This window comes from Rahnella sp. NRRL B-41462 (genome assembly GCF_003263525.1).
GTDB lineage: Bacteria > Pseudomonadota > Gammaproteobacteria > Enterobacterales > Enterobacteriaceae > Rahnella > Rahnella aceris.
Genome location: NZ_JYDF01000031.1, coordinates 51,051 through 65,451, shown reverse-complemented (window position 1 = coordinate 65,451; position 14,401 = coordinate 51,051). Strand labels below are relative to the sequence as shown.

The window sequence follows — 14,401 nt, the reverse complement described above, 5'->3', positions numbered from 1 at the left end:
CTGTCATGGAAAACCTGAGTATGGATCTGCTGTACATGGCTGCCGCTGTGATGATGGGCCTGGCGGCAATCGGTGCTGCAATCGGTATCGGCATCTTGGGTGGTAAATTCTTGGAAGGTGCTGCACGTCAGCCTGACCTGATCCCTCTGTTGCGTACACAGTTCTTTATCGTTATGGGTCTGGTCGATGCAATCCCAATGATTGCGGTTGGTCTGGGTCTGTACGTGATGTTTGCTGTCGCCTAACACTGAGCTTGCTCACTGTTAATCGAACTACATCAAATAATTCACTTTGAAAGAGGCATTGTGCTGTGAATCTTAACGCAACAATCCTCGGCCAGGCTATCGCGTTCGTCCTGTTTGTCTGGTTCTGCATGAAGTACGTATGGCCGCCAATTATGGCTGCCATCGAAAAACGTCAGAAAGAAATTTCTGAAGGTTTATCTTCCGCAGAACGTGCCAAAAAAGAGCTGGACTTAGCGCAAGCCGATGCGACCGACCAACTGAAGAAAGCCAAAGCTGAAGCTCAGGTAATCATCGATCAGGCGAACAAGCGTAAAGCTCAAATCGTCGACGAAGCAAAAGCTGAAGCCGAGCAGGAACGTAACAAGATCGTGTCGCAAGCCAAGGCAGAGATCGACGCCGAACGCCAACGCGCCCGTGAAGAGTTGCGTAAGCAAGTCGGAATTTTGGCCATTGCTGGCGCCGAGAAGATTATCGAACGTTCCGTGGATGAAGCTGCTAACAGCGACATCGTTGATAAACTGGTCGCTGAACTGTAAGGAGGGAGGGGCTGATGTCTGAATTTGTAACTGTAGCTCGCCCCTACGCCAAAGCAGCTTTTGACTTTGCCGTTGAGCACCAAAGCTTAGACCGCTGGCAGTCCATGTTAGCGTTCACGGCTGAAGTCACGCGCAATGAACAAATTGAAGAACTGCTTTCCGGTGCTAGCGCGCCTGAAACTTTGTCTAAAACGTTTATTGCCGTATGTGGTGACGAACTCGACGACGCAGGCCAAAACCTGATTAAGGTAATGGCTGAAAATGGACGTTTACGCGTTCTTCCGCAAGTGCTGGAGCAGTTTATTGAACTGCGCGCCTCTCTCGAGGCTGTTGCTGAAGTTGAAGTGACCTCAGCAAATCCGCTTTCGGAAGAACAGCAGGCAAAAATTGCTGCTGCGATGGAAAAACGTCTGTCTCGCAAAGTTAAGCTGAATTGCAAAATTGACAAGTCTGTTCTTGCCGGTGTCGTAATCCGTGCAGGTGATATGGTGATTGATGGCAGCGTTCGCAGTCGTCTAGAACGCCTGGCAGACGTCTTGCAGTCTTAAGGGGACTGGAGCATGCAACTGAATTCCACCGAAATCAGCGAACTGATCAAGCAGCGCATTGCTCAGTTCAATGTGGTGAGCGAAGCTCACAATGAAGGTACTATCGTTTCCGTCAGTGACGGGATCATCCGTGTGCACGGCTTAGCCGATGTCATGCAAGGCGAAATGATTGCGCTGCCGGGTAACCGTTACGCTATCGCCCTGAACCTGGAGCGTGACTCTGTAGGTGCCGTTGTAATGGGCCCTTACGCTGACCTCGCCGAAGGTATGAAAGTAAAATGTACTGGCCGTATCCTGGAAGTTCCAGTTGGCCGTGGCCTGCTGGGCCGCGTGGTTAACACCCTGGGTGCGCCAATTGATGGTAAAGGTCCGGTAGAGCACGACGGCTTCTCAGCTGTTGAAGCAATCGCACCTGGCGTTATCGAACGTCAGTCGGTAGATGAACCTGTGCAGACAGGTTATAAGTCCGTTGATGCCATGATCCCAATTGGTCGTGGTCAACGTGAACTGGTCATCGGCGACCGTCAAACCGGTAAAACAGCTCTGGCGATCGATGCGATCATCAACCAGCGCGATTCCGGCATCAAATGTATCTATGTGGCTATCGGCCAGAAAGCGTCCACCATTTCTAACGTGGTTCGTAAACTGGAAGAGCACGGCGCACTGGCAAACACCATCGTTGTTGTTGCAACTGCGTCAGAATCTGCTGCACTGCAATACCTGGCACCGTATTCCGGTTGCGCAATGGGTGAATACTTCCGTGACCGCGGTGAAGACGCACTGATCGTTTATGATGACCTGTCTAAACAGGCTGTTGCTTACCGTCAGATTTCCCTGCTGCTTCGTCGTCCACCTGGTCGTGAAGCTTACCCAGGCGACGTTTTCTATCTTCACTCCCGTCTGCTGGAACGTGCTGCGCGTGTTAACGCCGAGTATGTTGAAGCATTCACCAAAGGTGAAGTGAAAGGCAAAACCGGTTCCCTGACTGCGCTTCCAATTATCGAAACGCAAGCGGGTGACGTTTCAGCGTTCGTTCCGACCAACGTAATCTCGATTACCGATGGTCAGATCTTCCTGGAATCTAACCTGTTCAACGCCGGTATTCGTCCTGCGGTTAACCCGGGTATTTCGGTATCCCGTGTTGGTGGTGCTGCTCAGACTAAGATCATGAAGAAACTGTCCGGTGGTATTCGTACCGCTCTGGCACAGTATCGTGAGCTGGCTGCGTTCTCGCAGTTCGCTTCTGATCTGGATGAGGCAACCCGTAAACAGCTGAATCACGGTCAGAAAGTGACTGAGCTGCTGAAACAGAAACAATACGCTCCGATGTCAATCGTTGCGCAGTCTCTGATCATCTTCGCAGCAGAACGTGGTTATCTGGAAGACGTTGAGTTGTCTAAAGTCGGTAGCTTCGAAGCTGCACTGTTGGCTTACGCTGACCGTGAGCACGGCGAGCTTCTGCAGCAAATCAACCAAACTGGTGCGTATAACGATGAGATCGAGGGTAAATTCAAAAATATCCTCGATACCTTCAAAGCAACCCAGTCCTGGTAACACCTCGCGGCCTTGCTGCCCTGCCTCTGGCAGATAAGCAGCAGGCCGTTTGGTAATGAGGAGAAGCAGAGATGGCCGGCGGAAAAGAGATACGTAGTAAGATCAGCAGCGTGCAAAACACGCAAAAGATCACTAAAGCGATGGAAATGGTCGCCGCCTCCAAAATGCGTAAAACGCAGGATCGCATGGCGGCCAGCCGTCCTTATGCAGAAACCATTCGTGAAGTGATTGGTCACCTTGCGCTTGGTAATCTGGAATACAAGCACCCGTACCTGGATGAGCGTGAAATTAAGCGTGTCGGGTATCTGGTGGTGTCTACCGACCGTGGTCTTTGTGGTGGTCTGAACATTAACCTGTTCAAAAAACTGCTGTCAGAGATGAAAGGCTGGTCCGAAAAAGGTGTTGAAGTTGATCTCGCACTGATCGGTTCCAAAGCAGCCTCTTTCTTCGGCTCCGTTGGGGGCAACGTTGTTGCTCAGGTGACTGGCATGGGGGATAACCCTTCCCTGTCAGAACTGATCGGGCCGGTGAAAGTGATGTTGCAGGCTTTCGACGAAGGTCGCTTAGACAAGTTATGCGTTGTTAGCAATAAATTCGTCAATACCATGTCTCAGGAACCACGTATCGTTCAGTTGTTGCCTCTGCCACCAGCAGAAGACGGCGAACTGGCGAAAAAATCCTGGGATTACCTGTATGAGCCGGACCCTAAAGCACTGTTGGATACTCTCCTGCGTCGCTATGTGGAGTCCCAGGTTTATCAGGGCGTCGTAGAAAACCTGGCCAGCGAACAGGCCGCGCGAATGGTAGCGATGAAAGCCGCAACCGATAACGGCGGCAGCCTGATCAAAGAGCTGCAGTTGGTATACAACAAAGCTCGTCAGGCCAGCATCACTCAGGAACTCACCGAGATCGTCGGGGGAGCCTCCGCGGTTTAAGCTAGGTTTACGAATTACGTAGAGGATTCAAGATGGCTACTGGAAAGATTATCCAGGTAATCGGCGCCGTGGTGGACGTCGAGTTCCCTCAGGATGCAGTACCGAACGTGTACAATGCTCTTGAGGTAGAAAACGGTACCTCCAAACTGGTGCTGGAAGTACAGCAACAGTTAGGCGGCGGCGTTGTTCGTTGTATCGCAATGGGTACCTCAGACGGCCTGCGTCGCGGTCTGAAAGTGAACAACCTGGAACACCCAATTGAAGTACCGGTGGGTAAAGCGACTCTGGGTCGTATCATGAACGTATTGGGTGAACCAATCGACATGAAAGGTGCGATCGGCGAAGAAGAACGTCGTGCGATCCACCGCGCTGCGCCTTCTTATGAAGAGCTGGCAAACTCCCAGGAACTGCTGGAAACCGGTATCAAAGTTATGGACCTGATGTGTCCGTTCGCTAAGGGCGGTAAAGTCGGTCTGTTCGGTGGTGCGGGTGTTGGTAAGACTGTAAACATGATGGAGCTGATCCGTAACATCGCGATCGAGCACTCCGGTTATTCTGTGTTTGCAGGTGTGGGTGAACGTACTCGTGAGGGTAACGACTTCTATCACGAAATGACCGACTCCAACGTTATCGACAAAGTTTCCCTGGTGTATGGTCAGATGAATGAGCCACCAGGTAACCGTCTGCGCGTTGCACTGACCGGTCTGACCATGGCGGAGAAATTCCGTGACGAAGGTCGTGACGTACTGCTGTTCGTTGACAACATTTACCGTTACACCCTGGCCGGTACCGAAGTGTCCGCACTTCTGGGCCGTATGCCATCAGCGGTAGGTTATCAGCCAACGCTGGCGGAAGAGATGGGCGCTCTGCAAGAACGTATCACCTCGACCAAAAGTGGTTCAATCACCTCCGTACAGGCCGTTTACGTTCCTGCGGATGACTTGACTGACCCATCTCCAGCTACCACCTTCGCTCACTTAGATGCGACCGTGGTTCTGAGCCGTCAGATCGCGTCACTGGGTATTTACCCGGCGGTTGACCCACTGGATTCCACCAGCCGTCAGCTGGATCCACTGGTTGTTGGTCAGGAGCACTACGATGTGGCTCGTGGCGTGCAGTCTATTCTGCAACGTTACCAGGAACTGAAAGACATCATCGCGATCCTGGGTATGGACGAGTTGTCAGAAGATGACAAACTGGTTGTATCCCGTGCGCGTAAAATTCAGCGCTTCCTGTCCCAGCCATTCTTCGTGGCCGAAGTCTTCACCGGTTCTCCGGGCAAGTTCGTATCGCTGAAAGATACCATTCGTGGTTTCAAAGGCATTATGGACGGCGACTACGATCACCTGCCGGAACAAGCGTTCTACATGGTTGGCACCATTGATGAAGCAGTGGAAAAAGCCAAGAAACTGTAACGCTAGCTTGTTGTGAGAGAGGATGACATGGCTGAAAAAGCTTACCATCTGGATGTTGTTAGTGCGGAAAAACGTATGTTTACCGGCATGGTACAAAAGATCCAGGTGACGGGTAGCGAAGGCGAACTGGGTATTTTCCCGGGGCATGCTCCGCTGCTCACCGCCATCAAGCCTGGCATGGTGCGCATTGTTAAAGAACACGGTGAAGAAGAGTATATCTATCTTTCCGGTGGCATCCTTGAGGTGCAACCGAATGCAACGACCGTGTTGGCTGATACTGCAATCCGTGGGCAAGACCTCGACGAAGCGCGCGCGCTTGAAGCTAAGCGCAAAGCGGAAGAACACATTAGTGGTTCTCACGGCGACGTTGATTACGCTCAGGCGTCAGCGGAACTGGCTAAGGCGATCGCGAAACTTCGCGTTATCGAACTGACCAGAAAAGCGATGTAACAACATCAGTTAGAAAAGCGACCTTCGGGTCGCTTTTTTTTTGCTTTTAATAAAGTGCATTTTCAGTGTTTTTCCCAAGGCTAATTTTCGCTTTTAATGGAATACTTGGGTGATTAACCGACACTTTACCCTCAGTTTTTTTGGTGTAGTCTATACAGCATACAACCCTTGCAGGCTGCGGCCTGCGGGCGGTTTTTGAAGCGAAATATGTAGTAATCCGCGCACTGAACGGGTTACTTTTGTCACTCAAATTGGATTTGTCAGGTTACCTATGTCGAACAGCGCACTGAGTGTGGTGATCCTTGCCGCGGGCAAGGGGACACGCATGTACTCCAACCTTCCGAAAGTTCTTCACCCATTGGCTGGCAAGCCAATGGTTCAGCACGTCATTGATGCGGCCACGCAAGTGGGTGCCCGGAACGTGCATCTGGTCTATGGCCACGGTGGCGATTTACTGAAGAAAAATCTGGCAGGCAGTGATCTGAACTGGGTATTGCAGGCAGAGCAACTGGGGACCGGTCATGCGATGCAGCAGGCGGCGCCGTTCTTTGCCGATGATGAAGATGTGCTGATGCTGTACGGCGATGTTCCGCTGATTTCCGTCGACACCCTGAACGAATTACTCAAAGCCAAGCCCGATGGCGGCATTGGTTTACTGACCGTCGTGCTGGATGACCCGACCGGTTATGGCCGTATCGTTCGTGAGAATGGCATTGTTACCGGCATTATTGAGCAGAAAGATGCCAGCGAAGAACAGCTGAAAATTCAGGAAATTAACACCGGTATCCTGGTCGCTAACGGCGCGTCATTCAAACGCTGGCTCGGTCAACTGAATAACAACAACGCGCAGGGTGAATACTACATCACCGATATTATTGCGATGGCGCATGCGGAAGGACATCTGATCGCCACCGTTCATCCGGCGCGAAACAGCGAAGTGGATGGTGTGAATAACCGCCTGCAACTTTCCCGTCTTGAGCGCGTATATCAGAGTGAACAGGCAGAGCGTCTGTTGCTCGAAGGCGTGATGCTGATGGACCCAGCGCGGTTTGATCTGCGCGGTGAACTGTCTCACGGCATCGATGTACTGATCGACACCAATGTCATTATCGAAGGTCACGTGAAACTGGGTGATCGCGTCAAAATCGGTGCGGGCTGCGTGCTGAAAAATTGCGTGATTGGCGATGACTGTGAAGTCAGTCCTTACAGCGTGTTCGAAGATGCGGTGCTGGAAAGCGGTTGTACGGTCGGGCCTTTCGCCCGTCTGCGCCCCGGCGCTGAACTGGCTGAAGGCGCGCATGTCGGCAATTTCGTCGAAATCAAAAAAGCGCGTCTCGGCAAAGGTTCTAAAGCTGGTCATCTCTCCTACCTTGGTGATGCTGATATTGGGGATAACGTTAACATCGGCGCGGGTACCATCACCTGCAACTACGACGGCGTAAACAAGCATAAGACCATCATCGGTAACGATGTCTTTGTGGGGTCAGATTCTCAGCTGGTAGCGCCAGTCACTGTGGGTAATAACGTGACGATCGCCGCCGGTACAACGGTCACGCGCGACGTGCCGGACAATGGTTTACTGTTAAGCCGGGTGCCGCAGGTGCATAAACCTGACTGGCAGAAACCGGTGAAGAAAAAATAAGCTGTTCATAATAATCCCCAACTCTCTACAAGGCTCGGGGAACCGCAAGTACACCGGAAAACGGGGCTTGCGGATAAATCAGGTCAGGCATCAAAAAAGGTCCCGAAAAGACCTTCAATAGGAATAAAACTGATGTGTGGAATTGTAGGCGCAGTAGCGCAACGCGATATTGCTGAAATTCTGTTGGAAGGTTTACGCCGTCTCGAATACCGCGGTTATGACTCAGCCGGTCTGGCTGTCATTGATGCTGACGGGAAAATGGGGCGCTTGCGTCGTCTGGGTAAAGTCCAGATGCTGGCTGATGCACTCGATGAACATCCTTTGCATGGTGGCACCGGTATTGCTCACACACGATGGGCAACCCATGGCGAACCTTCTGAAGCGAATGCTCACCCGCATGTGTCTGATTACATTGCTGTGGTGCATAACGGCATTATCGAAAACCACGAACCTCTGCGTGAATTGTTGATTGAACGCGGCTACCGTTTTGATTCTGAAACAGATACCGAAGTGATCGCGCATCTGGTGCATTGGGAACAACTCCAGGGCGGTACGCTGCTCGAAGTGGTCCAGCGCGTTATCCCGCAACTGCGTGGAGCCTACGGCACGGTGGTGATGGATCGCCGCGATCCGTCTGTTCTGGTCGCTGCCCGTTCCGGCAGCCCGCTGGTGATTGGTCGTGGTGTGGGTGAAAACTTCATTGCCTCCGATCAGCTGGCGCTGTTACCTGTGACCCGCCGCTTCCTGTTCCTGGAAGAAGGCGATGTTGCTGAAGTTAAGCGCCGTTCCGTCAGCGTATATGACAAAAATGGTCATGCCGTTGAGCGTGAAGAAATCGAATCCAAAGTGCAGTACGACGCCGGTGATAAAGGCGTTTACCGCCACTACATGCAAAAAGAAATCTACGAACAGCCGCTGGCCATTAAAAACACCCTGGAAGGCCGTTTCAGCCACGGCGAAGTGAATCTGAGCGAGCTGGGCGAAAAAGCGGACGAAATTCTGTCCCGTGTTCAGCACGTGCAGATTATCGCCTGCGGTACGTCATATAACTCCGGGATGGTGGCGCGTTACTGGTTTGAGTCACTGGCTGGCATGCCTTGTGATGTCGAGATCGCTTCGGAATTCCGCTATCGCAAATCTGCTGTTCGTCCGGGCAGCCTGATCATCACGCTGTCTCAGTCGGGTGAAACGGCTGATACGCTGGCAGCGCTGCGTCTGTCGAAAGAGCTGGGTTATCTTGGTTCGCTGGCAGTATGCAACGTGGCTGGTTCCTCTCTGGTGCGTGAATCCGATCTGGCGCTGATGACCAAAGCGGGCACCGAAATCGGTGTGGCCTCAACCAAAGCTTTCACCACGCAGCTGACCGTTCTGCTGATGCTGGTGGCGCGTATGGGCCGCCTGAAAGGGATGAGTCCGCAAGTTGAGCACGACATTGTTCACGCGCTTCAGGCGTTGCCTGCACGCATCGAACAAATGCTGTCGCTGGATAAGACTATCGAAACACTGGCTGAAGGTTTCTCTGATAAACATCACGCCCTGTTCCTTGGCCGTGGCGATCAATATCCGATCGCGATGGAAGGTGCGCTGAAGCTGAAAGAGATTTCGTATATCCACGCTGAAGCCTATGCGGCAGGCGAGCTGAAACATGGCCCGCTGGCGCTGATTGATGCGGATATGCCGGTGATCGTGGTTGCGCCCAATAACGAATTGCTGGAAAAACTGAAGTCGAATATCGAAGAAGTGCGTGCACGTGGCGGTTTACTGTATGTCTTCGCCGATCAGGACGCGGGTTTTGTCGACAGTGACGGTATGAAGATTATTCAGCTGCCTCACGTTGAAGAAATCGTCGCTCCGATTTTCTACACCGTACCGCTCCAGTTGCTGTCCTACTACGTTGCGCTGATTAAAGGCACCGATGTTGACCAGCCACGTAATCTGGCGAAGTCTGTGACTGTCGAATAAGACTGTCCGGTTTCAGCCATGTTATCTCTAAGCGCCTCCCGGGGCGCTTTTCTCTTTCCAGAATGTTGTTCTCCGGCTCTCTCTTTGTCAGCAGCCGGTCACGATTCTCTTCTCTCAGGCTTCGTAACCCGCCCCGGATAAGGTATAGTTCGCGTTTTTCTGAAGGTACCCCGCTGAATGCTGACCAACTCCTCCATTCGTCTCAACAAATACATTAGCGAGAGCGGCATCTGCTCGCGCCGCGATGCTGATCGTTACATCGAACAGGGAAATGTTTTTATCAACGGCAGGCGTGCTGCGGTGGGTGCTCAGGTGTTTGCCGGCGATGTGGTGAAAGTGAATGGTCAGATTATTGAGCCGCGTGATGAAGAAGATCTGGTGCTTATTGCGCTGAACAAGCCCGTAGGCATTATCACCACGATGGAAGAGGGGGAGCGGGACAACATCCGCGATTTCGTTAACCACAGCAAACGCGTCTTCCCGATTGGCCGTCTGGACAAAGATTCGCAGGGCCTGATTTTACTGACCAATCACGGCGATCTGGTCAATAAAATCCTGCGTGCCGGTAACGACCACGAAAAAGAATATATCGTGACCGTCAATAAACCGATCACGGACGAGTTTATTGCCGGTATGGGCGCGGGTGTGCCGATGCTCGGTACCGTGACCAAGAAATGCAAAGTGAAGAAAGAAGCACCGATGGTGTTTCGCATTACGCTGGTGCAGGGACTTAACCGACAGATCCGCCGCATGACTAAGCATTTTGGTTTCGACGTCACTAAGCTTGAACGTGTGCGGATTATGAACATCAATCTGAAAGGATTACCGCTGGGCGAATGGCGTGATCTGACCGATGATGAACTGATCGAATTGTTTAAGCTGATTGAAAACTCTTCGTCTGAAGACAAACCGGCGAAAAAAGTGCCATCAAAACCTGCTCAGGCTAAAAAACCGGCTGTCACTAAAACGAAAAACAGTGAAAAACCTGAAGTGAATTCCGCATCCCGCAAGCGTTTTGCCCAGCCTGGCCGTAAGAAGAAGGGGCGTTAATTTACCCGCTTTTCATTATCCGCCGGTGTAATAACCGGCTTTTTCTGCTTAAAACTCCCGCATTTTGCCCGTATGGTTCGAATTGTGACCAGTGTCATAAAACTGTCATATAACGTACATTTTACTGTCACTAAACTGTCCTATTTTCCTCCTGTGCCAAACACTTTAATTAACGTCGACATCAGTCGGGAAGTTTAAAACCACCAGGAGTGGAACATGAAATTGATGCGTAACACCGTCGCCGGTCTTGTAGCAGCGACTTTCTCCCTCACAGCAATGTCTGCTTTCGCTGCCGCTAACCTGACTGGCGCTGGCGGTACCTTCCCAGCCCCTGTCTATGCTAAGTGGGCTGATGCATACCAGAAAGCAACCGGTACTCAGGTTAACTATCAGGGCATCGGTTCTTCCGGCGGCGTGAAACAAATCATCGCTAAAACCGTTGATTTCGGGGCATCTGATGCACCGATGAAAGAAGAAGATCTGAATAAAAACGGTCTGTTCCAGTTTCCTACTGTAATCGGCGGCGTGGTACTGGCTGTTAACATCCCGGGCATCAAATCCGGTCAGTTGACTCTGGATGGCGCAACGCTGGGTGATATTTACCTCGGTAAAATCAAAAAGTGGAACGATACGGCGATCACCAAGCTGAACCCGGGCGTGAAACTGCCAGACACTAACATCGCGGTGGTTCGCCGTGCTGACGGTTCCGGTACTTCCTTCGTATTCACCAGCTACCTGGCGAAAGTGAACAGCGAGTGGAAAGACAAAATCGGTGCAGGTTCTACTGTTAACTGGCCAACGGGTCTCGGCGGCAAGGGCAACGACGGCGTCGCAGCCTTCGTTCAGCGTCTGCCTGGTTCAATCGGTTACGTAGAATATGCTTATGCCAAGCAAAACAACCTGGCTTACACCAAGCTGGTAGATGCAGACGGCAAAGCCATCAGCCCGACAGAAGAATCCTTCAGTGCAGCCGCTAAAGGCGCAGACTGGAGCAAAACCTTCGCTCAGGACCTGACCAATCAGAAAGGTGATAATGCGTGGCCAATCAGCTCCACCACCTTCATCCTGATTTACAAAGACCAGCAAGATGCAGCGAAGGGCACCGAAGTGCTGAAGTTCTTCGACTGGGCTTACAAAAACGGTAACAAACTGACGACTGATTTGGATTACGCCGCACTGCCAGCTTCTGTTGTAGAACAGATCCGCGCAGCCTGGAAAACCAACATCAAAGACAGCAGCGGTAAAGCACTTTACTAGGATCTGACCTCGGGTCTGATATAGAGTACAAGTCTTCTGCTTCATTCCCTCTCCGGCCGGGGAGGGAATTAAATCTGAATTAAAAGAGAGTGGTATGGCTGAATACAAGCCGGCTATCAAGGCACCCAGCAAAAACGGTGACATCATCTTCGGCGCGCTGGTTAAACTGGCAGCGCTGATTGTGCTATTTATGTTGGGCGGCATTATCGTCTCGCTGTTTATTGCTTCCCTGCCGAGCATTGAAAAGTTCGGATTGTCCTTCCTGTGGACGAAAACCTGGGATGCACCGAACCAGCAATTTGGCGCACTGGTGCCGATTTACGGCACGGTCGTGACCTCCATTATTGCCCTGCTGATTGCTGTTCCCGTCAGCTTTGGTATCGCATTATTCCTTACCGAGCTGGCGCCGAACTGGATGAAACGCCCGCTGGGGATTGCTATTGAACTGCTGGCGGCGATCCCCAGTATTGTTTATGGCATGTGGGGGTTGTTCGTTTTCGCCCCGCTGTTTGCGCAGTATTTTCAGACGCCGTTGGGCGATGTGCTTTCTGGTATCCCGATTGTTGGTGCCCTGTTCGCCGGTCCGGGTTTTGGTATCGGTATTCTGGCAGCAGGCGTCATCCTCGCCATTATGATCATCCCGTACATAGCTTCCGTCATGCGTGACGTGTTCGAGCAAACGCCGGTGATGATGAAAGAATCTGCTTACGGCATTGGTTGCACTACGTGGGAAGTGATCTGGCGCATCGTGCTGCCGTTCACCAAAAATGGTGTGATCGGCGGCGTGATGTTAGGTCTGGGGCGCGCACTTGGCGAAACCATGGCGGTGACCTTCATTATCGGTAACACCTACCAGCTCGATAGCGCATCGCTGTACGCGCCGGGCAACAGCATTACCTCTGCACTGGCGAACGAATTCGCCGAAGCGGAAGCCGGGCTGCATACGTCTGCACTGATGGAACTGGGTCTGATCCTGTTTGTCATCACCTTTATTGTTTTGGCGCTGTCGAAAATGATGATCCTGCGTCTGGCTAAGAAAGAGGGCCGTTAAGATGACGACACTCGAAATGCAAAGTAATACTGCATTACTGGAATCGCGTCGCAAACGTCAGGCGTGGCGCCGTCAGAAGAACCGTCTGGCGCTGATGGTCTCCATGCTGACCATGGCGTTTGGTCTGTTCTGGCTGGTGTGGATCTTGTTCACCACGATCGTTAAAGGTGTTGACGGGATGTCGCTGGCGCTGTTCACAGAAAATACCCCGCCTCCGAATACGGCAGGCGGCGGTCTGGCTAACGCCATTGCAGGCAGCGGATTATTGATTCTGTGGGCAACGGTCATCGGTACGCCACTGGGCGTGATGGCGGGGATTTATCTGGCCGAATATGGACGTAAATCCTGGCTGGCTGAATTCATTCGTTTCATTAACGACATTCTGCTTTCCGCACCATCCATCGTTGTGGGCTTGTTTGTGTACACCATTATGGTGGCAAAAATGGGACACTTCTCCGGCTGGGCGGGCGTGCTTGCACTGGCATTGTTACAGATCCCGATTGTTATCCGTACCACGGAAAACATGCTGAAACTGGTGCCGGACAGCCTGCGTGAAGCGGCTTATGCACTGGGTACGCCGAAGTGGAAAATGATTTCGGCCATCACACTGAAAGCCTCAGTTTCCGGCATTATCACCGGGATCCTGCTGGCGATTGCCCGTATTGCCGGTGAAACCGCGCCGCTGTTGTTTACGTCGCTCTCCAACCAGTTCTGGAGCACCGACATGATGCAGCCGATTGCTAACCTGCCGGTCACCATCTTTAAGTTTGCGATGAGTCCGTTTGGCGAATGGCAACAACTGGCGTGGGCGGGTGTTCTGCTGATTACCGTGTGTGTGCTGCTGCTGAACATTCTGGCGCGTGTGATTTTCGCCCCGAAAAAGCAATAAGCGAATTTATTATCGATGGCAGGTGATAGCGGCTGCCATCACTGTTTACCCGGCGTCGCCATGCGGCGCGCGAATAAGAGAGATGTCTGAGAATGACTGACGCATCCAACAGCAAAATTCAGGTTCGCGATCTGAACTTTTATTACGGCAAATTCCACGCGCTGAAAAATATTTCCCTGGATATTGCTAAGAACGAAGTCACGGCATTCATCGGCCCGTCAGGCTGTGGTAAATCCACGCTGCTGCGTACGTTTAACAAAATGTACCAGCTGTATCCGGAACAGCACGCTGAGGGTGAAATCCTGCTTGATGGCGAAAACATTCTGGTTGATAAGCAGGACATCGCGCTGCTGCGCGCCAAAGTCGGCATGGTCTTCCAGAAACCGACGCCATTCCCGATGTCGATTTACGACAACATCGCGTTTGGTGTCCGTCTGTTTGAAAAGCTGTCCCGCACGGATATGGACGAGCGTGTGCAATGGGCGCTGACCAAAGCTGCATTGTGGAATGAATCTAAAGACAAGTTGCACCAGAGTGGTTACAGCCTGTCCGGCGGCCAGCAACAGCGTTTGTGTATTGCACGTGGTATTGCGATCCGTCCTGACGTTCTGCTGCTCGATGAACCTTGCTCGGCGCTCGATCCGATTTCTACCGGCCGTATCGAAGAGCTGATCACCGAGTTAAAATCTGATTACACCGTGGTGATCGTGACCCACAACATGCAGCAGGCTGCGCGTTGTTCAGATCGCACTGCGTTTATGTATCTGGGCGAACTGATCGAATACAGCGACACTGACTCGCTGTTCACTTCACCAGCGCGCAAACAGACTGAAGATTACATTACTGGCCGCTACGGTTGAGGTACAA

The 14,401-nt window shown here is 52.0% G+C and carries 14 protein-coding genes; all 14 read left to right on the top strand.

Features of this window, described 5'->3' with window-relative positions; translation table 11 throughout:
* Nucleotides 1-5 precede the first annotated feature (5 nt).
* Nucleotides 6-245, top strand: coding sequence for a F0F1 ATP synthase subunit C (atpE, locus tag UC14_RS09040; RefSeq protein WP_004093904.1), 240 nt, complete (start codon nucleotides 6-8; stop codon nucleotides 243-245).
* Nucleotides 246-310: 65 nt separating this feature from the next.
* Nucleotides 311-781 carry a F0F1 ATP synthase subunit B gene (atpF, locus tag UC14_RS09035; protein WP_013577680.1) on the top strand — a complete coding sequence of 157 codons (471 nt, stop codon included), beginning with the start codon at nucleotides 311-313 and terminating at the stop codon, nucleotides 779-781.
* A gap of 14 nt (nucleotides 782-795) precedes the next feature.
* A complete protein-coding gene (atpH, locus tag UC14_RS09030; RefSeq protein WP_013577681.1) occupies nucleotides 796-1,329 on the top strand; it encodes a F0F1 ATP synthase subunit delta in 534 nt (177 codons plus the stop codon).
* Nucleotides 1,330-1,341: 12 nt separating this feature from the next.
* Entirely contained in the window at nucleotides 1,342-2,883 is a 1,542-nt protein-coding gene (gene atpA, locus UC14_RS09025; RefSeq protein WP_013577682.1) for a F0F1 ATP synthase subunit alpha, read from the top strand.
* A gap of 71 nt (nucleotides 2,884-2,954) precedes the next feature.
* On the top strand, nucleotides 2,955-3,818 hold the full coding sequence (gene atpG / locus UC14_RS09020) for a F0F1 ATP synthase subunit gamma (protein ID WP_013577683.1): 864 nt from the start codon (nucleotides 2,955-2,957) through the stop codon (nucleotides 3,816-3,818).
* 32 nt (nucleotides 3,819-3,850) lie between these two features.
* Nucleotides 3,851-5,233 (top strand): F0F1 ATP synthase subunit beta, encoded by a 1,383-nt coding sequence (atpD, locus tag UC14_RS09015; RefSeq protein WP_013577684.1) that lies wholly within the window; start codon nucleotides 3,851-3,853, stop codon nucleotides 5,231-5,233.
* Nucleotides 5,234-5,260: 27 nt separating this feature from the next.
* The gene (locus tag UC14_RS09010; protein ID WP_013577685.1) at nucleotides 5,261-5,683 is read left to right on the top strand and encodes a F0F1 ATP synthase subunit epsilon; all 423 of its coding nucleotides are present in this window, start codon (nucleotides 5,261-5,263) and stop codon (nucleotides 5,681-5,683) included.
* Between the two features lie 271 nt (nucleotides 5,684-5,954).
* Nucleotides 5,955-7,325: a bifunctional UDP-N-acetylglucosamine diphosphorylase/glucosamine-1-phosphate N-acetyltransferase GlmU gene (glmU, locus tag UC14_RS09005; RefSeq protein WP_013577686.1), complete on the top strand. Its 1,371-nt coding sequence runs from the start codon at nucleotides 5,955-5,957 to the stop codon at nucleotides 7,323-7,325.
* A gap of 132 nt (nucleotides 7,326-7,457) precedes the next feature.
* Nucleotides 7,458-9,287 carry a glutamine--fructose-6-phosphate transaminase (isomerizing) gene (gene glmS / locus UC14_RS09000; RefSeq protein WP_112197580.1) on the top strand — a complete coding sequence of 610 codons (1,830 nt, stop codon included), beginning with the start codon at nucleotides 7,458-7,460 and terminating at the stop codon, nucleotides 9,285-9,287.
* A gap of 177 nt (nucleotides 9,288-9,464) precedes the next feature.
* Nucleotides 9,465-10,337 (top strand): 23S rRNA pseudouridine(2604) synthase RluF, encoded by an 873-nt coding sequence (rluF, locus tag UC14_RS08995; protein WP_112197579.1) that lies wholly within the window; start codon nucleotides 9,465-9,467, stop codon nucleotides 10,335-10,337.
* 216 nt (nucleotides 10,338-10,553) lie between these two features.
* A complete protein-coding gene (pstS, locus tag UC14_RS08990; protein ID WP_013577689.1) occupies nucleotides 10,554-11,594 on the top strand; it encodes a phosphate ABC transporter substrate-binding protein PstS in 1,041 nt (346 codons plus the stop codon).
* A 94-nt stretch (nucleotides 11,595-11,688) separates the two neighbouring features.
* Nucleotides 11,689-12,645, top strand: a complete 957-nt coding sequence (pstC, locus tag UC14_RS08985) for a phosphate ABC transporter permease PstC (RefSeq protein WP_013577690.1) — start codon at nucleotides 11,689-11,691, stop codon at nucleotides 12,643-12,645.
* Nucleotide 12,646: 1 nt separating this feature from the next.
* Nucleotides 12,647-13,534: a phosphate ABC transporter permease PstA gene (pstA, locus tag UC14_RS08980; RefSeq protein ID WP_013577691.1), complete on the top strand. Its 888-nt coding sequence runs from the start codon at nucleotides 12,647-12,649 to the stop codon at nucleotides 13,532-13,534.
* A 92-nt stretch (nucleotides 13,535-13,626) separates the two neighbouring features.
* Nucleotides 13,627-14,394: a phosphate ABC transporter ATP-binding protein PstB gene (gene pstB, locus UC14_RS08975; protein ID WP_013577692.1), complete on the top strand. Its 768-nt coding sequence runs from the start codon at nucleotides 13,627-13,629 to the stop codon at nucleotides 14,392-14,394.
* Nucleotides 14,395-14,401 lie beyond the last annotated feature (7 nt).

Bases quoted from the DNA above. Each gene is read 5' to 3' on its own strand.
- rluF (WP_112197579.1), top strand. From the start codon at position 9,465: ATGCTGACCAACTCCTCCATTCGTCTCAACAAATACATTAGCGAGAGC.
- atpD (WP_013577684.1), top strand. From the start codon at position 3,851: ATGGCTACTGGAAAGATTATCCAGGTAATCGGCGCCGTGGTGGACGTC.
- atpH (WP_013577681.1), top strand. From the start codon at position 796: ATGTCTGAATTTGTAACTGTAGCTCGCCCCTACGCCAAAGCAGCTTTT.
- atpA (WP_013577682.1), top strand. From the start codon at position 1,342: ATGCAACTGAATTCCACCGAAATCAGCGAACTGATCAAGCAGCGCATT.
- pstS (WP_013577689.1), top strand. From the start codon at position 10,554: ATGAAATTGATGCGTAACACCGTCGCCGGTCTTGTAGCAGCGACTTTC.
- pstB (WP_013577692.1), top strand. From the start codon at position 13,627: ATGACTGACGCATCCAACAGCAAAATTCAGGTTCGCGATCTGAACTTT.
- pstC (WP_013577690.1), top strand. From the start codon at position 11,689: ATGGCTGAATACAAGCCGGCTATCAAGGCACCCAGCAAAAACGGTGAC.
- UC14_RS09010 (WP_013577685.1), top strand. From the start codon at position 5,261: ATGGCTGAAAAAGCTTACCATCTGGATGTTGTTAGTGCGGAAAAACGT.
- glmS (WP_112197580.1), top strand. From the start codon at position 7,458: ATGTGTGGAATTGTAGGCGCAGTAGCGCAACGCGATATTGCTGAAATT.
- atpG (WP_013577683.1), top strand. From the start codon at position 2,955: ATGGCCGGCGGAAAAGAGATACGTAGTAAGATCAGCAGCGTGCAAAAC.
- pstA (WP_013577691.1), top strand. From the start codon at position 12,647: ATGACGACACTCGAAATGCAAAGTAATACTGCATTACTGGAATCGCGT.
- atpE (WP_004093904.1), top strand. From the start codon at position 6: ATGGAAAACCTGAGTATGGATCTGCTGTACATGGCTGCCGCTGTGATG.
- glmU (WP_013577686.1), top strand. From the start codon at position 5,955: ATGTCGAACAGCGCACTGAGTGTGGTGATCCTTGCCGCGGGCAAGGGG.